Here is a 19,490-nt window from a genome sequence, read left to right on the forward strand (position 1 = left end):
CCCCGGGGGGGACTCGGACGCCGCCCCCCCCCGGGGGCGCGCCCCCGCCGGGGGGGGGGCCCCCCCCCGGGCGGGCCCCCCCCCCGGGGGGGCCCCCCCCCGGGGGGGGGCCCACCCCTTCGTCGCTCCCGGCGCGGCCGGGCTCGTCTCAGCCCGCGTAGGGCGTGGCCGACACGATCTCGACGTCGACGCTCTTGCCGTTCGGCGCCTCGTAGGTCGCCGTGTCGCCGGCCTTCTTACCGTTGATGGCCGCGCCCAGCGGCGACTGCTCGGAGTAGACGTCGAGGTCGCTGTCGCCGGCGATCTCGCGCGAGCCGAGGAGGAACTTCTCCTCGTCGCCGAACATGCGCACGGTGACGACCATGCCGGGCTCGACGACGCCGTCGTCCGCCGGGGCCTCGCCGACGACCGAGGTGTTGAGGATCTGGGTGAGCTGGCGGATGCGGGCCTCCATCTTGCCCTGCTCCTCCTTGGCGGCGTGGTAGCCGCCGTTCTCCTTGAGGTCACCCTCCTCGCGGGCCGCCTCGATGCGCTTGGCGATCTCGGTCCGGCCCGGGCCGGAGAGCTCGCGCAGCTCGGCCTGGAGACGCTCGTACGCGTCCTTGGTCAGGTATGACGCCGTGGTGGCGGTCTCGCTCACGGTCTCGCTCCTCACTCACGATGACCCCGCTCACCGGGGCCGTATGCACGAAGGTCTGGACCGCGTGGTCCAGACCTCGTCTTCGGTATTCGCACGAGTTTACCCCGTCGGGGGTGACAACCCCAGCCACGAAGGGGTGTACCCCCGGCCCGTCGGGCCTGCTCAGAGGGGTCGGCAGCCGTCGACGGTCGCGGTGACCGCCTGCGTCGTCGTGCGCACGACGACGCTCTCGCGGGTCGAGCGCTCGTGGCTCGCCGGGATCTCCACGTCGGTGGACCCGACGGTGGCGTAGTCGGAGTCGAGCGCCTTGACGTGGCAGGTGACGACGGTGCCGACGGGGCGGTCGACGTCGAAGACCATCGTCACCTCGCGCGGCTCGCGGGTGAAGGCGACGTCGGTGGCGGTCACCGCCCCCTTCGTCCCCGACAGGCCGAACCACACGACGAGGGCGACGCTCGCCGCGACGAGGACGCTGCCGAGCACCCACCAGAAGCGGGGCGAGCGCCCCTGCTGGGCGGGGGTGTCGACGGGGGCGGTGCTCATGCGGGGGCTCCTGGTGGTGAGAGAATCGAGACCATCGTCCCAAACCGAGGAAGTGAAGAGTGGAACCACTGCGCCTGATGGCCGTGCACGCCCACCCCGACGACGAGTCGAGCAAGGGTGCCGCGACCACTGCGAAGTACGTCGCCGAGGGGCACCGCGTGCTCGTCGTGTCGTGCACCGGCGGAGAGCGCGGCGACGTGCTCAACCCCGCGCTCAAGGACAACCCCCACATCACCCGTGACCTCGCCCAGGTGCGTCGCGACGAGATGGCCCGTGCCCAGGCGATCCTCGGCTGCGAGCACACGTGGCTGGGCTTCGTCGACTCCGGTCTGCCCGAGGGCGACCCGCGTCCTCCGCTGCCCGCCGGCTGCTTCGCGCTCGAGGAGCTCGACGCCCCGGTCGAGGCGCTCGTGCGAGAGATCCGTCGCTTCCGCCCGCACGTGCTGACGACGTACGACGAGAACGGCGGCTACCCCCACCCGGACCACATCATGACCAACCGGGTCTCCGTCGAGGCCTTCCTCGCCGCCGGCGACCCCGAGCGCTACCCGCACGCGGGCGAGCCGTGGCAGCCGCTGAAGATGTACTACAACGCCGGCTTCCACCGCGAGCGTCTGCAGACCTACCACCGCGCGCTGCTCGACCGGGGGATGGAGTCCCCCTTCGCCGACTGGCTCGCGCGCTGGGAGGACCGGCCCGACCGGCGGATCACCACGCGTGTGCCCGCGTCGGAGTACTTCGACGTGCGAGACGACGCGCTGCGCGCCCACGCGACGCAGGTCGACCCCGGGGGCAGCTTCTTCGCGGTGACCAACGACATCCAGGCCGAGGTGTGGCCGACCGACGACTTCGAGCTCGCGATGTCGTACGTGCCGACCGACGACACCGAGGACGACCTCTTCGCGGGCATCGACCCGCAGCGCGCCGACGAGCTCGCGACGGGCCGTCCGACCCTCCTGCGCGACGACCGCGCGGAGCCGACCGTGAAGGACTGGCGATGAGCTCTCCGAGCACCGAGGTCGGCCCCGGCTGGTGGGCCTTCGTGGCCTTCTTCTTCCTCGCCGTCGGGCTGTGGCTGCTCATGCGCAGCATGTTCACGCGGCTGCGCCGGATGCGGCTGGCCGAGGCGGACCGTCAGGCCCAGGAGCGCGGGCGTCGCGCCGAGAGGGAGGTCTCAGGCGCCCTGGGCGACCGGCCCGTAGAGGGCCAGCGCCGCCGCCGCGAAGTGGGCGACGAAGGCGAGGATGGTGAAGGCGTGGAAGATCTCGTGGAACCCGAACCACCGCGGTGACGGGTTGGGCCGCTTGAGGCCGTACACGACGGCACCGAGGGTGTAGAGCAGCCCGCCGGTGATGATGAGGCTCATGATGAGCACCCCGCCGTGGGTGAGCAGCGGGCCGATGTAGAAGACGGCGACCCACCCCAGCGCCATGTAGACCGGCACGTAGAGCCAGCGAGGGGCGCCGATCCAGAAGACGCGGAAGAGCACGCCGAGGATCGCGCCGGACCACACGATGCTCAGCAGGGTGATCGCCTGGTCGCGTGGGAGCAACATCGCGAAGGGCGTGTAGCTGCCCGCGATGATGAGGAAGATGTTCGCGTGGTCCCAGCGGCGCAGCACCGCGCCGACCTTCGTCGACCAGCGACCGCGGTGGTAGACCGCGGAGGTCGTGAAGAGCAGGCCCGCGGTGATGGTGAAGACGAAGGCCGCGACCCGGCCCTGCATCGTCGGGGCGGTCGTCATGAGGATCATCCCGCCGACGAGCGCCAGCGGCGCCATGACGAGGTGGAGCCAGCCGCGCAGGTGCGGCTTGACCGCGTCGACGATCTCGTCGACGTGCTCGGAGACGTCACGGGCCATCTCCTGCGCGCGTCCGCGCAGCTCGCCGTCGAAGGTCATGGGGAGACGGTATCGGACCTGGCTGTGAGGCGGCTGGCCCGTGGGACGGGCAGCACGTCGGCAGGGGAGGCGGCGACGGCGTCGAGGAGCCGCGCGATAGGTTGACCCGGTCCGCGCGAGGCTCGCGTCATCGACCACGAAGGGAGGCGAGAGCGGGTGCGCAATCCCCTCTACGCCGCCTACGAGGCCCGCCTCGCCAAGGAGGTCGCTCGTGTCGGGGTGCCCCGCCACGTCGGGATGATCGTCGACGGCAACCGTCGCTTCGCCCGGGCCCGCGGCGCCCGCACCGACGACGGCCACCGGGCGGGGGCGGCGAACATCGCCAACTTCCTCCAGTGGTGCGAGGAGGCCGGTGTCGAGGTCGTCACGCTGTGGCTGCTCTCCACCGACAACCTCACGCGCTCGCAGGACGAGCTGCAGCCGCTGCTGCGGATCATCGAGGGGGTCGTCGGCGACATCGCCGCGAGCGCCCGCTGGCGGGTCCACCCGGCCGGCGCGCTCGACCTCCTGCCCGTCGAGACCGCCGCGGCCCTGCGCCGGGCCGCCGAGCAGACCGCCGACGTCGAGGGCCTGCACGTCAACGTCGCCGTCGGCTACGGCGGTCGCCAGGAGATCGCCGACGCGGTCCGCGAGATGCTGCGCCGGGCCGCCGAGCGCGGCGAGAGCCTCGAGGACGTCGCTCGCTCGGTGACCACCGAGACGATCGCCGACCATCTCTACACGGCCGGCCAGCCCGACCCCGACCTCGTCATCCGCACGTCCGGGGAGCAGCGGCTCTCGGGCTTCCTGCTGTGGCAGAGCGCCCACAGCGAGTTCTACTTCTGCGAGGCCTACTGGCCCGACTTCCGCAAGGTCGACTTCCTGCGCGCGCTGCGCGCCTACGGGGAGCGCCAGCGCCGTTTCGGGTCCTGACCCGGTGGTGCGCACGGGGCGCGTGAGCCCCGTGGGACGGGTGGGGCGACCCCCTTCGTGAACCCCGCGTCAGCACCCGGTGAACTTCGCGACACGCCCGTGTCGTGGGGTCGGTCGCCGAGGTCCTCGACCTACTGTCACGACTGACGGGCACCGCACTCCCGCGGGACCCGTCCGGGAGGCCTTCGATGGAGCACTCGCTTCGAGGACGGGGCCGGACCCGGCCCCGGCTCCAGCCCGCGGCCCGGTCCCGGCACTCGCACCGATACTGACGGCGCGCTGGCGCCGGTCGGCGCGAGCGTGCGGAGGAGATCGCAGTGGCCATGATGACCCACCTCGCCCCGTCCGAGCGCCTCGCGGCTGACCCGGTCCCGCTCCCCGACCAGGACGAGGCCACCCGCACCTACGTGCTCGACACCTCCGTGCTCCTGTCCGACCCGCGGGCGCTGCTGCGCTTCAAGGAGCACGACGTCGTCCTCCCGGTCGTCGTCATCACCGAGCTCGAGGCCAAGCGCCACCACCCCGAGCTCGGCTACTTCGCCCGCACCGCGCTGCGCCTGCTCGACGACCTGCGGGTCGAGGCCGGCGGTCTCGACGCACCGATCCCCGTCGGCGACGACGGCGGCACGCTGCGGGTCGAGCTCGGCGACGCCGACCCTGGGGTGCTGCCCGCGGGCTTCCGCCTCGGTGACAACGACACGCGCATCCTCGCCGTTGCGCAGGACCTGTCGGTGCACGGCGGTCGCGTCACCGTCGTCAGCAAGGACCTGCCGATGCGGGTCAAGGCCTCGGCTCTGGGTCTCGACGCCCAGGAGTACCGCGCCGAGCAGTCGGTCATCGACTCGGGCTTCACCGGCATCACCGACCTCGACGTGACGGTCGAGCAGGTCGACGAGCTCTTCGAGCACGGCCGGATGAGCCACGACGACCTCGGCGACCTGCCGTGCCACACCGGCTTGCGGCTCATCTCGCCACGCGGGGGAGCGCTCGGGCGGGTCACCGCCGACCGCCAGGTCCGCCTCGTGCGCGGCGACCGTGACGCCTTCGGGCTGCACGGCCGCAGCGCGGAGCAGCGGATCGCCCTCGACCTCCTCCTCGACCCCGACGTCGGCATCGTCAGCCTCGGCGGGCGCGCCGGCACCGGCAAGAGCGCGCTCGCGCTGTGCGCGGGCCTCGAGGCGGTCATGGAGCGCCGTCAGCACCGCAAGGTCGTCGTCTTCCGCCCGCTGTACGCCGTCGGGGGGCAGGACCTGGGCTATCTGCCCGGCTCCGGCGACGAGAAGATGGGTCCGTGGGCCCAGGCGGTCTACGACACCCTCGGCGCGCTCGTCTCGCGCGAGGTCGTCGAGGAGATCATCGACCGCGAGATGCTCGAGGTCCTGCCGCTCACGCACATCCGGGGGCGCTCGCTCCACGACGCCTTCGTCGTCGTCGACGAGGCGCAGAGCCTCGAGCGCAACGTCCTGCTCACCGTGATGTCGCGCATCGGTCAGAACAGCAAGATCGTCCTCACCCACGACGTCGCCCAGCGCGACAACCTGCGGGTCGGGCGTCACGACGGGGTCGCCGCGGTCATCGAGCGGCTCAAGGGCCACCCCCTCTTCGCGCACGTCACCCTCACCCGCAGCGAGCGCAGCCCGATCGCCGCGCTCGTGACGGACCTGCTCGAAGGGGGCGAGCTCTAGCCGATTTGAGTCCTCCCCGGGGCTGACGGTAAGGTCTCGAAACGGTAACGGAGCGTCCCGCACGACGAGGACGCCCACCGGCACGGCAGCCGACCACCCGCGAGCGCGGGTGGTCGCTGCATGAGGGAGGACCTGTTGAGCACGGACTACACCCCGCGGCACGGAGTGACGCGCACCCGCGGTCGGCGCATGCCGTCGGCCGCCGCGATGAAGCGACCCGTCGTCGGGTCGGGCATCGCCGTCGCCCTCATCGCCTCGGTCGGCGCAGCCGTCGGCACCGGTGAGACACCGGCCACCGCCGCGCCGCAGTCCGACGTCGCCCTCACCGGGCGCGCCGCCCCCGTGGGCGACGCCTTCACCGCGCTCACCGACAGCACCGGGTCGGTCGACGCCCAGCGCCTCGCCGACGAGCGCCGCTCCGCGGCCGCCAGCCGCAGCGAGAGCCGCGAGCAGGAGCGGATCGCCGAGGCGAAGAAGGCCAAGGAGCAGGCTGCGGCGAAGAAGAAGGCCGCCGCGCAGAAGGCGCTCGCCAAGCGCAAGGCCGCCGCGAAGGCCAAGACCGACCGGCTCAAGGCGGTCCAGGCCAACCCCAAGCCCTACGCGATCGAGATCATGCGCGACCACGGCTTCTCCGACGACCAGTGGGGCTGCCTGCAGTCCCTGTGGATCGGTGAGAGCGACTTCGAGTGGGACGCGACGAACGCGAGCTCGGGCGCCTACGGCATCCCGCAGTCCCTGCCCGCCGAGAAGATGGCGACCGCCGGCCCGGACTGGCGCACGAACCCCGAGACGCAGATGCGCTGGGGCATGAAGTACATCAAGGACGCCTACGGCTCGCCCTGCGCGGCCTACCAGTTCTGGAGCAACAACGACCCGCACTGGTACTGAGACCGGCTCGCAGCCGGCACCGAGCCCGGCTCGAAGCTGACGAAGGGGGACCGCCGAGCGGTCCCCCTTCGTCGTGCCCGGGGGCGCCGGGTGTCACCCCAGGAGCAGGGCGCCGGTGAGCGCGAGGGCGAGGACGAGCAGCGTCGCGAGGACGGCGAGGAGCACCGGACGGGTCCCGACCCGGCGCAGGGTCTCGCGCCGCAGGCCGCAGCCGAGGGCGAACATCGCGGCCGCCATGGCCACGCCCTGGACCTCGCCGGCGACGGCGAGGGCGGGCGGTGGCACGTCGAGGAGGCTGCGCCCGGCGGCCAGGACGAGGAAGCCGACGACGAACCACGGCAGCAGCGGCGGGCGGGCCGCGTCCGCGGCGCCCCGCCGTGCGGTCGTCAGGCGCAGAGTGAGCAGCGTCGGCGCGAGGAGGACGACCCGGGCGAGCTTGGCGACCACGGCGGCCCCGAGGCCGGCGCCGCCGACGAGGCCCCCGGCGACGACGACCTGGGCGACCTCGTGGACCGACGCGCCGACGACGACGCCGCGGGTCCGGACGTCGAGCGGGGTGAGGGCGAGGCCGAGGGGGAGGAGCAGCATCGTCGTGGTGCCGAGGACGACGACGAGCGCGACGGCCGCTGAGACCTCCTCGTCGTCGGCGTCGGCGAGATCGCGCACGCCGGCGACGGCGGCCGCGCCGCAGATGGAGAAGCCGCACGCGAGGAGCAGGCGCATCCCCGGAGGCACCCCGAGCGCGCGACCCATCGCCAGGGTGCCCACGACGCCGCCGGTCACGACGACGGCGGCGAGGACGAGCACGCCGGGGCCCAGGCCGGCGACCTCGGCGAGCGGGAGCTGCAGCCCGAGGAGCACGACCGCCCAGCGCAGCACCGTGCGGCCCGCGACGGCGACCCCGGGGGCGGCGATACGGGGGACGAGACCGCCGAGCCCGGCGGCCCCGCCGACGGCGACGGCCACGAGCGACGGGTGCGCCGCCGGCACCGTGGCGTGCAGGCCGTGCGCGAGGAGCGCGACCGACAGGGCCAGCAGGAGGCCGGGCCCGGCACCGGTGCGGTGACGGGGGTCGGTCGGCGCGCGGTCCGGGACGAGCACTGCCTGGGTCATGCACCCCACGCTCGTCTCGTCGCCGGGGGAGCGCCAGGCCCCCGTCCGCCATGGACCCATGCCCACGGGGCATGGGCGAGGGCTACGGTGGCAGCGTGACCACCTGGCCCGACCTCGCCGTGCTCGAGCTGCTCGTCGCCGTCGCGGAGACGGGCAGCATCGGCGCGGCCGCCGCCGCGGTGGGCACCGGTCAGCCGAGCGCGAGCCGCTCGCTGCTGCGCCTCGAGCGCCGGACCGGGGTCACCCTGCTGCAGCGCACGCCGTCCGGGACCGTGCTCACCGCGCAGGGCGCTCTCGTCGTGGACTGGGCACGTGACCTGCTCGCCGCGGCGGCCCGCTTCTCCGACGCCCAGCGCACCCTCGTGTCGGGCCGCAGCGCCGTCACCGTCGCCGCGAGCATGACGATCGCGGAGTACCTCCTGCCGCGGTGGCTCGTGCCGCTGCGCACCGCCCATCCCGACGTCGAGGTCGCCCTCGTCGCGGCGAACTCCACGGAGGTGGCCCGTGCGGTCCGCGGCGGCGAGGCCGACATCGGCTTCGTCGAGGACGGGCGGGTGCCGAGCGGGCTGCACAGCACGGTCGTCGCGAGCGACCGGCTCGTCGTCGTCGTGGCTCCGGGGCACCCGTGGGCGCGACGACGTCGCCTGCCGGTCACGGCCTCGGAGCTCGCCGCCACCGCGCTGCTCGTCCGCGAGGCCGGGTCGGGCACGCGGGTCGCGCTCGAGGACGCCCTGGGGCAGCACGGCCTCGCGGTGCGGCCCGCGCTCGAGCTGACGACGAGCACGGCCGTGCGCATCGCCGCCCTGTCGGCGCAGTCGCCCGCGGTGCTCAGCGAGCTCGCGGTCGCCGGGCTGCTCGCGAGCGGCGAGCTCGTCGAGGTGCGCGTCGACGGCGTCGACCTCACCCGCGAGCTGCGCGCCGTGTGGACCGGCTCGCGCCGCCCGACGGGCATGGTCGCCTCGGTCCTCGCGGCCGCGGTCTAGCCCGCGACCGGCCGATTAGCGGACGCGGACCCGACGGGGCCGGGTCCCCCCTTCGCCCGTCCTCAGAGCTTGCGCAGGCGGATCCGACGGACCTGGTGCTCGCGGTCCTTGGACAGCACGAGGGTGGCCCGGCTGCGCGTCGGCAGGACGTTGTCGACGAGGTTGGGCTCGTTGATGTCGCGGAAGATCTGCAGCGCGCGCTCGCGGGCCTCGTCGTCGGACAGGGCCGCGTAGCGGTGGAAGTAGCTCGCCGGGTCGGCGAAGGCGGTCTCGCGCAGGTGCAGGAAGCGCTCGACGTACCAGGCCCGGATGTCCTCGACGTGCGCGTCGACGTAGACCGAGAAGTCGAAGTAGTCCGAGACGGCCATGCCGGGCCGGCCGTCGCCGCGCGCCATGGGGGGCTGCAGGACGTTGAGCCCCTCGACGACGAGCACCTCGGGCTGGCGCACGACGACGTGCTCGCCGGGGACGATGTCGTAGGTGAGGTGCGAGTAGACGGGGGCGCGGACCTCGCGGTGACCGGCCTTGACCGAGGCCATGAAGCGCAGCAGCGCGCGTCGGTCGTAGGACTCGGGGAAGCCCTTGCGCTGCAGCAGGCCTCGCCGCTCGAGCTCGGCGTTGGGCAGCAGGAAGCCGTCGGTCGTGATGAGCTCGACGTGCGGGGTGTCGGGCCAGCGGCGCATGAGCTCGCGCAGGATGCGGGCGGTCGTCGACTTGCCGACGGCGACCGAGCCGGCGACGCCGATGACGAAGGGGGACTGAGGGGGGCGCTCGCCGAGGAAGGTCGAGGTGATGCGGTGCAGCCGGGTCGTCGCCGAGACGTAGAAGGTGAGCAGCCGCGACAGGGGGAGGTAGACCTCCTCGACCTCCTCGAGGTCGATCGGGTCGCCGAGCCCGCGCAGCCGGGCGAGGTCGGCCTCGTCGAGGCTCAGCGGGTGGTTCTCGCGAAGTCGCGCCCAGTCGCGTCGGTCGAGCTCGACATACGGGGAGGGGACGGGCGCCGGTGACACGCGGTCAGTGTGCCCCACCGGCGGGCCGGGACGGCTGACCGGCCGCGTCGGCACGGCGGCGCGTCACGCCCGCGCGTCGTGATGAGACCCCTTCGGGCCGTGGCAGATACGCTTCGGCCCATGTGTGGAATCGTGGGATATGTCGGCCCGGACACCGACGGCAAGGCGCTCGGCGTCGTCATGGAGGGGCTCGCGCGCCTCGAGTACCGCGGGTACGACTCCGCGGGCGTGGCGCTCGTGTCGCAGGACGAGGTCTTCACCGCCAAGCGCGCCGGCAAGCTCGCCAACCTCACCGCCGCCCTCGAGGGCGCGACGGTGCCGACGTCGCGCACCGCGATCGGGCACACCCGCTGGGCCACCCACGGCGGCCCGACCGACGCCAACGCGCACCCGCACCGCGGCGGTCCCGACGGCAAGCTCGCCGTCGTGCACAACGGCATCATCGAGAACTTCCACGCGCTGAAGAACGAGCTGCTCGCCGAGGGCGTCACCTTCACCTCCGAGACCGACACCGAGGTCTCCGCCCACCTGCTGGCCCGTGCCTTCGCCGCCACAGGTGACCTCACCGAGGCCATGCGTGACGTGGTCAACCGGCTCGAGGGCGCCTTCACCCTCCTCGCCGTGCACGCCGACGACGCCGACACGGTCGTCGCCGCCCGCCGCAACAGCCCGCTCGTCGTCGGTGTCGGCGAGGGCGAGAACTTCCTCGGCTCCGACGTCGCGGCCTTCATCGGCTACACGAAGCACGCCGTCGAGCTCGAGCAGGACCAGATCGTCACGATCACCCCGCAGGGCTACTCGATCGTCGGCTTCGACGGCACGCCCGCGCAGGGCAAGGACTACGAGGTCACGTGGGACGCCGCGGCCGCCGAGAAGGGTGGCTACGAGACCTTCATGGAGAAGGAGATCCACGACCAGCCGGCCGCCGTGCGCGACACGCTGCTCGGTCGCACCGACGAGGACGGACGGCTCGTCCTCGACGAGCTGCGCATCTCCGAGGAGGAGCTGCGCGAGGTCAACCGGATCTACGTCGTCGCCTGCGGCACCGCCGCCTACGCGGGCATGGTCGCGAAGTACGCCATCGAGCACTGGACCCGGATCCCGGTCGAGGTCTCGCTGGCCCACGAGTTCCGCTACTGCGACCCGATCGTCGACGCCCGCACCCTCGTCGTGTCGATCAGCCAGTCCGGCGAGACGATGGACACCCTCATGGCGGTCAAGCACGCCAAGGACCTCGGGGCCCGCACGATCTCGATCTGCAACACCCATGGCAGCACGATCCCGCGCGGCTCCGACGCCGTGCTCTACACGCACGCCGGCCCGGAGATCGCCGTGGCGTCGACGAAGGCCTTCGTCGCCCAGATCACCGCCTGCTACGTCCTCGGCCTCTACCTCGCCCAGCTGCGCGGCCAGACCTACGCGGACGACGCGAAGCAGGTCATGGCCGAGCTGCACGAGATGCCCGAGCACATCGAGACCCTGCTCGCGTCGACCGACCGCGTCGAGGAGATCGCGCGCTTCATGGCCGACTCCCGCTCGGTGCTCTTCCTCGGGCGCCACGTCGGCTACCCGATCGCCATGGAGGGCGCGCTCAAGCTCAAGGAGCTCGCCTACATCCACGCCGAGGGCTTCGCGGCCGGTGAGCTCAAGCACGGCCCGATCGCGCTCATCGAGCCCGGCCAGCCGGTCTTCGTCGTCGTGCCCGGCCCGGACACCCCGCACGGCCTGCACAAGAAGGTCGTCTCCAACATCCAGGAGATCCGGGCGCGCGGGGCGCGCACGCTCGTCATCGCGGAGGAGGGCGACGAGGACGTCGTGCCCTTCGCCGACGAGGTGATCCGGGTGCCGAAGACCTCGCCGTTGCTCCAGCCGCTGCTCACGGTCATCCCGCTGCAGGTCTTCGCCCTGCACCTGTCGACGGCCAAGGGCCTCGACGTCGACCAGCCGCGCAACCTCGCGAAGTCCGTCACCGTCGAGTGACGCGGGCTCTGCCGCGAGCTACCACGCAGTACTGGTCACGATGACGACCAGTACTGCGTGGTAGCTCGCGTCGCAGCGGGGCCGGTCGCGTCGGGGCGGGGGGCGGTCGCACGGGGCGAAGGGGGATAGCGTCGGCGGGGTGATCCACGGATACCGAGCCGACCAGGTCCGCGCCGCCGAGCAGGGGGAGCTCGAGCTCCTCGAGTCCGGCGAGCTCATGCGCCGTGCCGCGAAGGCGCTGGCGAAGGTGGCCCGCCACCGGCTGCGCGAGCAGGGCGGCCAGCGCGTCGTCGCGCTCGTCGGCCCCGGCAACAACGGCGCCGACGCCCTGTGGGCCGTGCACCGGCTCGCGAAGAAGGGGCTCGACGTCGCCGCGGTCGTCCACGACACCACCGCGGTGGCGGCCCAGCAGGAGGCCGCCGACGCCGCGGCCGCCGCCGGCGCACAGCTCCACGCGGGTGACGGTCCCGAGGCGCTCGCGACGATCTCCGCCGCGCACGTCGTCCTCGACGGCATCACGGGCCTCGGGGGGCGCCCGGGGGTCCCGCTCTTCGCCCGGCACTGGGTCGACGCGATCTACCCCGGCGCCTACGTCATCGCCGTCGACGCCCCCTCCGGGCAGCCGGTCGACGGCGGGCCGGTCGTGCCCGACGCGGTCTTCGCCGACGAGACGGTGACCTTCGTCGCGTCGAAGCCGGTGCACCTGCTGCCGCCCACCGAGTCGACGACCGGCCTGCTCACGGTCATCGACATCGGTGTCCGGGCGCCCGGCGAGCCGGCCGTCACCTCGCTCGACCCCGACGACGTCGCGGCCCTGTGGCCGGTCCCGCAGCGCGGCGACGACAAGTACTCCCGCGGCGTCCTCGGGCTCGTCGCCGGCGGCGAGTCCTACACCGGGGCGGCGGTGCTCTCCGCGACGGCGGCGGTCACCGCGGGCGTGGGGATGCTGCGCTACGTCGGCACCCCCGAGCCCGAGGCCCTCGTGCGCGCCGCCGTGCCCGAGGCCACCCACGGGACCGGCCGGGTGCAGGCCTGGGCGATCGGCCCCGGTCTCGACGTCGCGTCCCGGGCGAAGGGGGCCAAGGCTCAGCTCGACGTCGCGCGGGAGGCCCTCGACTCCGATCTGCCGGTCCTCCTCGACGCCGGCGGTCTCGACCTCGTCACCGGGGTCCGCGACGCCCCGACCCTGCTCACCCCCCACGCCGGCGAGGCCGCCCGGCTGCTCTCGCGGCTCGGGGGCGGCGAGGTCGAGCGGGCCGACGTCGAGGCCGACCCGGTGACGCACGCCCGGCGGATCGGCGAGCTCACCGGCGCCACCGTCCTGCTCAAGGGCGCGAGCACCCTCGTCGTGCCCCCGAGCGGTCCGGTCCTCGTCCAGTCCAGCGCCCCGGCCTGGCTCGCGACGGCCGGCTCCGGCGACGTCCTCACCGGTCTCGTCGGCACCCTGCTCGCCGCCGGGCTCGACCCCGCGACCGCCGGCGCCCTCGGCGCGCTCGTCCACGGCGAGGCTGCGCACGACGCGAGCGGCGGCGGCCCCGTCCGGGCCCTCGCCGTCGCCGAAGAAATCGGTCGAACCCTCGCGCGCCTCCTGGCAGCATCGCCGGGGTGACCGACACCCCCTTCGCCGCCGCCACCCCCGACCGGGCCGCGCTCCTCGCGCTCTACGACGAGCACCTGCGTGCCGAGGGCGAGGTGCTCTCCGCCGACAGCGTCGAGCGGGTCGGTCCCGTCCTCGTCGGGCGCTACGGCGCCGAACGCGGCTTCGTCACCTACCGCGACCTCGGCGGTCTCGACGCCGACGGCGTCGCCGACCTCGTCGCGCGGGTCGTGCGCCCGCTCCTCGACGACCCGGCGGTCGACGTCGTCGAGTGGAAGACCCGGGGCCACGACGAGGCCCCGGGCCTCGACGAGGCGCTGCGCGCGCACGGCCTGCAGCCGCAGGAGGTCGAGTCGGTGATGATCGGCGCGGCGAGCGCGCTCGCGCTCGACCTGCCGCTGCCGCACGGCGTGACCATCCGTCGGGTCGAGGACGAAGGGGGGCTGCGCGCGGCCGAGGCGTGCGCGGCTGCCGTCTTCGACAGCTCGCCGCAGGACGCGCGCCGGATCGCCGACGAGATCGTGCGACGGGTGATGTCGGGGCGCGACGACCTCGAGATGTGGGTCGCCGAGCACGACGGGCAGGTCATCTCGTGCGGCCGGCTCGAGCCGGTGGGTGACTCCGGGGTCGCCGGCATCTGGGGCGGGGCCACCCTGCCGCAGTGGCGCCGCCAGGGCGTCTACCGGGCGCTCACCGCCGAGCGGGCCCGCTCGGCGATGCGGCGCGGCGTGCGCTGGATCCACTCGGACTCGACCGAGGGGTCCCGGCCCATCCTCGAGCGCTCGGGCCTCGTGCGGGTGACGACGACGACCCCCTACGAGTGGCGCCGGACCCGCTGAGCAGCCTGCGCGGTCGCCCGGGGCGGCCGACCTAGGATGGGACGACCATGTCCACCGCCCCGCTCGAGCCCACCTCGTCAGCCCCGCCCTACCTCGGCACGAGCCGCGTGAGCGTCGACCTCGACGCGATCCGCGACAACGTCGTCGAGCTCGACCGCCGGGCCGGCCAGGCCGGCGTCATGGCCGTCGTCAAGGCCGACGCCTACGGCCACGGCCTCGTCCCCTCGGCCCGGGCCGCGCTCGCCGGCGGGGCGCGCTACCTCGCCGTCGCCCAGCTCGCGGAGGCCCTCGGGCTGCGCCGCGCCGGTGTCGACGCGCCGCTGCTCACCTGGCTCTTCGCCCCGGGCGACGACCTCACCGAGGCGGTCCGGGCGGGCATCACCCTGTCCGCCGGCTCCCCGTGGGCGCTCGAGGCGATCGCCGGTGCCGCTCGCGAGACCGGCCTGACCGCCCGCACCCACCTCAAGGTCGACACCGGCCTGGGCCGCGGCGGGTCGTGGGGCGGGGACCTCGAGCACGTCCTGCGCCGGGCGGCCGAGCTCGCGGCCGAGCAGGTCGTCGAGGTCGAGGGCATCTGGTCGCACTTCGCCTGGGCGGACGCCCCCGAGCACCCGACGGTGCGCGTGCAGCAGGAGGTCTTCGAGACGACGTGCGCGCGGGCCGAGCGGCTCGGGCTGCGGATCCCCCTTCGTCATCTCGCGAACTCCGCGGCGACCCTCACCAACCCCTCCGCCGCCTTCGACCTCGTCCGTCCTGGTCTGGCGGTCTACGGGCTGTCGCCGGTGCCCGACCTCGGGTCGCCCGAGGACTTCGGGCTGCGCGAGGCGATGCGGCTGACCGCCCGCCTCGTGTCGGTCAAGGACGCCCCGGCCGGCCAGGGCGTCTCCTACGGCCACGAGTACACGACCTCGCGGGCGACCCGCCTCGGCCTCGTGCCGCTCGGCTACTCCGACGGCATCCCCCGCCACGCGGGCAACGCCGGCCCGATCCAGGTCGGGGGAGACCGTCTGCGCATCGCCGGACGCGTGTGCATGGACCAGGTCGTCGTCGACCTCGGCCCGGGCAGCGACGCGCAGCCCGGTGACGAGGTCGTGCTCCTCGGTCGCGGCGTCGACGGCGAGCCGACCGCGCAGGACTGGGCGGAGGCGGCCGGCACGATCAACTACGAGGTGGTCACCCGCATCGGGGCCCGCGTGCCGCGCGTCTACCTCGGCGGGGCCGGCTCGGGGGAGCGGTCGTGATGGCCTCGCGACGCACGAAGACCGCGCTCGGGGCCTCGCTGGGCGCCGGTGTCATCGCCGCGGGCGCCGGGGCGATCGCCGCTCGCCGTGGCCACGGCCCGGTCCGCACCTCGCACCCCGACGGCACCCACCCGTGGGGCTTCACCCCCGGTCGGGTCGAGTCGGTCCTCGCGACCGACGGCACCGTCCTGCACGTCGAGGTCGACGAGCCGAAGGGGTCGACCCGCCGCGGTCGTCCCACCGTCGTCCTCGTCCACGGATTCACGATCGACCTCACGACGTGGGCGCACCAGCGCCGGCGCCTCGTGCTCGAGGGCTACCGCGTCGTCACCTACGACCAGCGCAACCACGGGCTGTCCGGGCAGGGCGACCTCTCGGACTGCACGATCGAGCAGCTCGGCCGCGACCTGCGCAGCGTCCTGGAGGCCGTCGTGCCGAGCGGCCCGGTCGTGCTCGTCGGGCACTCCATGGGCGGCATGACGATCATGAGCCTGGCCCAGCAGCAGCCCGCGCTCGTCGAGGAGCGGGTGCGCGCGGTCGGGCTGGTGTCGACGAGCGCGGGCGGCGGCGGACTCGTGAGCGTCGGCTTCGGGCCCCTGCTCGACGGCCTCGTCGTGCGCCTCGGCCCGGGCCTGCTGCGCCGGCTCGGTTCGCGCGACGGCGTCTGGGGCGGTCTGCGGCGCGTCGGTCGTGACGCCGAGCGCACGGCGGTCCAGCGCTACGGCTTCGGCGAGAGGGCCGACGACGAGACGCTGTCGTACTTCTCCGACGTCATCTTCTCGACCCCGCTGGCGACGATCGCGGCCTTCCTGCCCCAGCTCGACGAGCTCGACGTCCGCGACGCGCTCCCCGGGCTGGCGCGCACCGAGGTGCTCGTGCTCGGCGGCAGCCGTGACCAGCTGACTCCTCCCTCGCACAGCGAGGCCATCGTCGACCTCGTGCCGCAGAGCGTGCACGTCGTCGTGCCCGGCGCGGGTCATCTCCTGCCGATGGAGCGGCCCGACGTCGTGACGAGCGAGCTGCTCGCGCTCGTCGAGCGTGGCGTCGCCGCGCGGGCCCGCAGCGGCCGCTCCGCCGCGGGGGCCGAGGTGCGCGACACCGGGGCGGGCGTCGGGGCGAGCGCATGACCTCGATCTCGCTGCCGACCCCGCAGAGCACCCGAGAGGCCGGCCGACGCCTCGGCGAGGCGCTGCGTGCCGGCGACCTCGTCGTGCTCACCGGCGGCCTCGGCGCCGGCAAGACGACGATGACCCAGGGCCTGGCCGACGGGGTGGGCGTGCGCGGGCCGATCACCTCGCCGACCTTCGTCATCGCCCGTGTGCACCCGAGCCTCGTCGGCGGGCCGGCCCTCGTGCACGTCGACGCCTACCGGCTCGGGGGGGCCGCCGAGCTCGACGACCTCGACCTCGACACCGACCTCACCGACAGCGTCACCGTCGTCGAGTGGGGCAGCGGGCTCGTCGAGGACCTCAGCGAGGACCGTCTCGAGATCACCCTCGCCGCCGACCCCGAGACCGAGGCGCGCACGCTGACCCTCACCGGCCGTGGCCGGTGGGCCGGCGCGCCCGCCGACGCCCTCGTCCGATCCCTCACCGCGGAGGTCTGATGCTCCTCGCGCTCGACACCTCGACCTCGGCCGTCGCCGTCGCCCTGCTCGACCTCGACGGCGGCCTGCTCGCGCAGGAGCACGTCGTCGACCCCCGGGGCACGACCGAGCTCCTCGCGCCGCTCGTGCAGCGGGGGCTCGCCGTCGCCGGCGCGACGCCGGCCGACGTCGAGCTCGTCGCCGTCGGCACCGGGCCCGGCCCCTTCACGAGCCTGCGGGTCGGCATCGTCACCGCGCGGACCTTCGCCCTCGCCCGCTCGGTGCCCGTCCTCGGGGTCCCCTCGCACGACGCGATCGCCCACGAGTGGTACCTCGCCGGGGGGCGGGGCCCGCTGCTCGTCGCGACCGACGCCCGACGCAAGGAGGTCTACGCGAGCGTCTACGCGCAGGCCGCGGGCGACGAGAGCGCGCTGCCCTGGCAGCTGACGCGCGGTCCGATCGTCAGCCGCGCCGTCGACCTGCCCGAGGGCGAGCGCGTCCTGCCCACCGCCGGTCGTGGTCCCTCGCTCTACCCCGAGGCGCTGGCGAACGCCGACGGCCCGCTCGACGTCTCCGCCGCAGCGCTCGGCGGGGTCGCCCTGGCCCGCCACCGCCTCGGTCTCGACCAGCCCACCGACCCGCTGTACCTCCGCCGCCCCGACGCCACCCCGTCGGTGCCACGCTCGGCGATCGGCGCCCAGCGCCAGGACGAGCAGACGCCCGGCACCCCCTCCGCCGGACCCGCGGGGGCGACCCAGCAGTGAGCGCGACCGCGACGACGCCGACGTGGCGCGCGGTCGGGTGGCGAGACATCCCCGCGCTCGCCGCGCTCGAGCAGCAGATCTACCCCGACGACGCGTGGTCCGAGCAGTCCTGGTGGGGCGAGCTCGCCGCGCGTCCGCGGCGCGACTACGTCATCGTCGAGGACGACGAGGGCGTGCTCGGCTACGCCGGCCTGGACCGCGGCGGCGAGGTGGGTGACGTCATGACGATCGCCGTCGCGCCGCGCGGCCGCCGCCGCGGGCTCGGTCGGTCGCTGCTCGACGAGCTCGTCGCCCGGGCGCGGGCCGGGGGCGCCGCCCGCCTGCTGCTCGAGGTGCGCGCCGACAACGTCGCGGCCCGTGCCATGTACGAGGCCGCCGGGATGAGGCTGCTGAGCACCCGACGCGGCTACTACCCCGGGGGAGTCGACGCGCTCGTCCTCGGGCTCGACCTCGCCACCCCTTCGCCGCCCGACGGACCGGAGAGCCGATGACCCCGCCCACCACCTCCACCCCGCTCGTCCTCGGCATCGAGACCTCGTGCGACGAGACCGGCATCGGGATCGTCTGCGGCGAGGAGCTGCTCGTCGACGCGATCGCCAGCTCGGTCGAGGAGCACGCCCGCTTCGGCGGCGTCGTGCCCGAGGTCGCCAGCCGCGCCCATCTCGAGGCGATGGTCCCGACCCTCGAGCGCGCGTGCGCGCAGGCCGGTGTGCGCCTGCAAGACCTCGACGGCATCTCCGTGACCTCCGGGCCCGGTCTGGCCGGCGCGCTCATGGTCGGCGTCGCCTCGGCGAAGGCCCTGTCCGTCGCCCTCGGCATCCCGTTGTACGGGGTCAACCACCTCGCCAGCCACGTCGCCGTCGACATCGTCGAGCACGGGCCGTTGCCCGAGCCGACCCTCGCGATGCTCGTCTCGGGCGGGCACTCCTCGCTGCTGCTCGTCCCCGACGTCACTCACGACATCCGCAGCCTCGGGTCGACGATCGACGACGCGGCCGGCGAGGCCTTCGACAAGGTCGCGCGGGTGCTCGGGCTGCCCTTCCCCGGCGGGCCGCACGTCGACCGGGCCGCGCGCGACGGGCAGGTCGTCATCGACTTCCCCCGCGGGCTGACGACCGGTCGCGACATGCAGCGCCACCGCTTCGACTTCTCCTTCTCGGGGCTCAAGACCGCCGTCTCGCGGTGGGTCGAGCACCAGCGCGCCGACGGCGTCGCGATCTCCGTGCCCGACGTCGCCGCGTCCTTCCAGGAGGCGGTCGTCGACGTGCTCACCCGCAAGGCCGTCCTCGCGTGCACCGAGCACGACGTCGCCGCGCTGCAGGTCGGCGGAGGTGTCGCCGCCAACTCGCGGCTGCGCGCGATGGCCCAGGAGCGCTGCGACGCGGCCGGCATCGAGCTGCGCATCCCGCGCCCGGGGCTGTGCACCGACAACGGCGCCATGGTCGCCAGCCTCGGCGCGCAGATGATGATCAAGGGCCGCCCGGCGAGCGACCTCTCGCTCCCCGCGGACTCCTCGATGCCGGTGACCGACGTGCAGTCCGGGCTGCCGGTGCACGTCGACCACGACCACGCCCACTGAGGCCGCCGCCCCCTTCGCACCCGCCGCGCCGGCCCCCTTCGCACTCGGCGACGCCCCCGCCTACCACGCCGTAGGTGGGGTGATCACGACCAGTACGGAGGGGTAGCAGGGGGCTACGACGGGTGGGGGCCGAAGGTCTCGTCCGGGTCACGATGTCTTTACTTCGTCTTGAATGATCGTTGACGGTCGTGGTCTGGTGGACGAGCAGCGGCCGCCCGACGAGCTCGAGGA

General features: G+C 74.1%; 19 protein-coding genes. 14 read left to right on the forward strand and 5 right to left on the reverse strand.

Annotated elements, in window-relative coordinates:
* Positions 1-148 precede the first annotated feature (148 nt).
* Both greA and LIV55_RS13675 read right to left on the reverse strand, forming a co-directional pair.
* Positions 149-640: a transcription elongation factor GreA gene (gene greA / locus LIV55_RS13670; RefSeq protein WP_068273224.1), complete on the reverse strand. Its 492-nt coding sequence runs from the start codon at positions 638-640 to the stop codon at positions 149-151.
* A gap of 162 nt (positions 641-802) precedes the next feature.
* The gene (locus LIV55_RS13675; protein ID WP_229300609.1) at positions 803-1,183 is read right to left on the reverse strand and encodes a DUF4307 domain-containing protein; all 381 of its coding nucleotides are present in this window, start codon (positions 1,181-1,183) and stop codon (positions 803-805) included.
* A 77-nt stretch (positions 1,184-1,260) separates the two neighbouring features.
* Here LIV55_RS13675 and mca point away from each other — a divergent pair, with 77 nt between their 5' ends.
* Positions 1,261-2,184: a mycothiol conjugate amidase Mca gene (mca, locus tag LIV55_RS13680; protein WP_229300982.1), complete on the forward strand. Its 924-nt coding sequence runs from the start codon at positions 1,261-1,263 to the stop codon at positions 2,182-2,184.
* 173 nt (positions 2,185-2,357) lie between these two features.
* Here the strand turns inward: mca and trhA are convergent, their stop codons facing one another.
* A complete protein-coding gene (gene trhA, locus LIV55_RS13685) occupies positions 2,358-3,083 on the reverse strand; it encodes a PAQR family membrane homeostasis protein TrhA (RefSeq protein WP_123091219.1) in 726 nt (241 codons plus the stop codon).
* Between the two features lie 156 nt (positions 3,084-3,239).
* Between trhA and LIV55_RS13690 the strand changes: the two genes are divergently transcribed.
* From LIV55_RS13690 to LIV55_RS13700, 3 genes are all read left to right on the forward strand, one after another.
* Positions 3,240-3,995: an isoprenyl transferase gene (locus tag LIV55_RS13690; RefSeq protein WP_068273231.1), complete on the forward strand. Its 756-nt coding sequence runs from the start codon at positions 3,240-3,242 to the stop codon at positions 3,993-3,995.
* A gap of 326 nt (positions 3,996-4,321) precedes the next feature.
* A complete protein-coding gene (phoH2, locus tag LIV55_RS13695; RefSeq protein WP_123091562.1) occupies positions 4,322-5,680 on the forward strand; it encodes an RNA 5'-3' helicase PhoH2 in 1,359 nt (452 codons plus the stop codon).
* Between the two features lie 135 nt (positions 5,681-5,815).
* Positions 5,816-6,568 carry an aggregation-promoting factor C-terminal-like domain-containing protein gene (locus tag LIV55_RS13700; RefSeq protein WP_229300611.1) on the forward strand — a complete coding sequence of 251 codons (753 nt, stop codon included), beginning with the start codon at positions 5,816-5,818 and terminating at the stop codon, positions 6,566-6,568.
* A 93-nt stretch (positions 6,569-6,661) separates the two neighbouring features.
* On the opposite strand, the gene LIV55_RS13705 is transcribed toward LIV55_RS13700, so the two are convergent.
* Positions 6,662-7,681, reverse strand: a complete 1,020-nt coding sequence (locus LIV55_RS13705; RefSeq protein WP_229300613.1) for a YeiH family protein — start codon at positions 7,679-7,681, stop codon at positions 6,662-6,664.
* Between the two features lie 95 nt (positions 7,682-7,776).
* Here LIV55_RS13705 and LIV55_RS13710 point away from each other — a divergent pair, with 95 nt between their 5' ends.
* The gene (locus LIV55_RS13710; RefSeq protein ID WP_229300615.1) at positions 7,777-8,664 is read left to right on the forward strand and encodes a LysR family transcriptional regulator; all 888 of its coding nucleotides are present in this window, start codon (positions 7,777-7,779) and stop codon (positions 8,662-8,664) included.
* 62 nt (positions 8,665-8,726) lie between these two features.
* Here LIV55_RS13710 and coaA read toward each other — a convergent pair whose 3' ends face one another.
* Complete coding sequence (coaA, locus tag LIV55_RS13715) at positions 8,727-9,674, reverse strand: type I pantothenate kinase (RefSeq protein ID WP_224766887.1); 948 nt, start codon at positions 9,672-9,674, stop codon at positions 8,727-8,729.
* Positions 9,675-9,794: 120 nt separating this feature from the next.
* Between coaA and glmS the strand changes: the two genes are divergently transcribed.
* From glmS to tsaD, 9 genes are all read left to right on the forward strand, one after another.
* Positions 9,795-11,654, forward strand: coding sequence for a glutamine--fructose-6-phosphate transaminase (isomerizing) (gene glmS / locus LIV55_RS13720; protein WP_123091215.1), 1,860 nt, complete (start codon positions 9,795-9,797; stop codon positions 11,652-11,654).
* Between the two features lie 139 nt (positions 11,655-11,793).
* On the forward strand, positions 11,794-13,263 hold the full coding sequence (locus LIV55_RS13725; protein WP_229300617.1) for a bifunctional ADP-dependent NAD(P)H-hydrate dehydratase/NAD(P)H-hydrate epimerase: 1,470 nt from the start codon (positions 11,794-11,796) through the stop codon (positions 13,261-13,263).
* On the forward strand, positions 13,260-14,090 hold the full coding sequence (locus LIV55_RS13730) for a GNAT family N-acetyltransferase (protein WP_229300619.1): 831 nt from the start codon (positions 13,260-13,262) through the stop codon (positions 14,088-14,090). Before LIV55_RS13725 ends, LIV55_RS13730 begins: the two co-directional genes overlap by 4 nt.
* Positions 14,091-14,137: 47 nt before the next feature.
* Positions 14,138-15,331, forward strand: a complete 1,194-nt coding sequence (alr, locus tag LIV55_RS13735) for an alanine racemase (protein WP_229300620.1) — start codon at positions 14,138-14,140, stop codon at positions 15,329-15,331.
* Positions 15,331-16,458, forward strand: coding sequence for an alpha/beta fold hydrolase (locus tag LIV55_RS13740; RefSeq protein WP_229300622.1), 1,128 nt, complete (start codon positions 15,331-15,333; stop codon positions 16,456-16,458). Before alr ends, LIV55_RS13740 begins: the two co-directional genes overlap by 1 nt.
* Entirely contained in the window at positions 16,455-16,937 is a 483-nt protein-coding gene (tsaE, locus tag LIV55_RS13745) for a tRNA (adenosine(37)-N6)-threonylcarbamoyltransferase complex ATPase subunit type 1 TsaE (RefSeq protein WP_191563961.1), read from the forward strand. The genes LIV55_RS13740 and tsaE overlap by 4 nt, the downstream gene beginning before the upstream one ends.
* The gene (gene tsaB / locus LIV55_RS13750) at positions 16,937-17,680 is read left to right on the forward strand and encodes a tRNA (adenosine(37)-N6)-threonylcarbamoyltransferase complex dimerization subunit type 1 TsaB (protein ID WP_308012917.1); all 744 of its coding nucleotides are present in this window, start codon (positions 16,937-16,939) and stop codon (positions 17,678-17,680) included. Before tsaE ends, tsaB begins: the two co-directional genes overlap by 1 nt.
* Positions 17,677-18,171 carry a ribosomal protein S18-alanine N-acetyltransferase gene (gene rimI, locus LIV55_RS13755; RefSeq protein ID WP_229300624.1) on the forward strand — a complete coding sequence of 165 codons (495 nt, stop codon included), beginning with the start codon at positions 17,677-17,679 and terminating at the stop codon, positions 18,169-18,171. The genes tsaB and rimI overlap by 4 nt, the downstream gene beginning before the upstream one ends.
* Positions 18,168-19,259, forward strand: a complete 1,092-nt coding sequence (gene tsaD, locus LIV55_RS13760; protein WP_068273258.1) for a tRNA (adenosine(37)-N6)-threonylcarbamoyltransferase complex transferase subunit TsaD — start codon at positions 18,168-18,170, stop codon at positions 19,257-19,259. Before rimI ends, tsaD begins: the two co-directional genes overlap by 4 nt.
* The last annotated feature ends 231 nt before the right edge of the window (positions 19,260-19,490 follow it).

The sequence above is a fragment of the Janibacter melonis genome, from assembly GCF_020567375.1.
Taxonomy (GTDB): Bacteria; Actinomycetota; Actinomycetes; order Actinomycetales; family Dermatophilaceae; genus Marihabitans; species Marihabitans melonis.

Excerpts from the sequence above, each read along its gene's own strand:
- LIV55_RS13740 (WP_229300622.1), top strand. The coding sequence starts at position 15,331 with ATGGCCTCGCGACGCACGAAGACCGCGCTCGGGGCCTCGCTGGGCGCC.
- trhA (WP_123091219.1), bottom strand. The coding sequence starts at position 3,083 with ATGACCTTCGACGGCGAGCTGCGCGGACGCGCGCAGGAGATGGCCCGT.
- alr (WP_229300620.1), top strand. The coding sequence starts at position 14,138 with ATGTCCACCGCCCCGCTCGAGCCCACCTCGTCAGCCCCGCCCTACCTC.
- LIV55_RS13705 (WP_229300613.1), bottom strand. The coding sequence starts at position 7,681 with ATGACCCAGGCAGTGCTCGTCCCGGACCGCGCGCCGACCGACCCCCGT.
- tsaE (WP_191563961.1), top strand. The coding sequence starts at position 16,455 with ATGACCTCGATCTCGCTGCCGACCCCGCAGAGCACCCGAGAGGCCGGC.
- glmS (WP_123091215.1), top strand. The coding sequence starts at position 9,795 with ATGTGTGGAATCGTGGGATATGTCGGCCCGGACACCGACGGCAAGGCG.
- tsaD (WP_068273258.1), top strand. The coding sequence starts at position 18,168 with ATGACCCCGCCCACCACCTCCACCCCGCTCGTCCTCGGCATCGAGACC.
- tsaB (WP_308012917.1), top strand. The coding sequence starts at position 16,937 with ATGCTCCTCGCGCTCGACACCTCGACCTCGGCCGTCGCCGTCGCCCTG.
- mca (WP_229300982.1), top strand. The coding sequence starts at position 1,261 with ATGGCCGTGCACGCCCACCCCGACGACGAGTCGAGCAAGGGTGCCGCG.
- LIV55_RS13675 (WP_229300609.1), bottom strand. The coding sequence starts at position 1,183 with ATGAGCACCGCCCCCGTCGACACCCCCGCCCAGCAGGGGCGCTCGCCC.
- phoH2 (WP_123091562.1), top strand. The coding sequence starts at position 4,322 with ATGACCCACCTCGCCCCGTCCGAGCGCCTCGCGGCTGACCCGGTCCCG.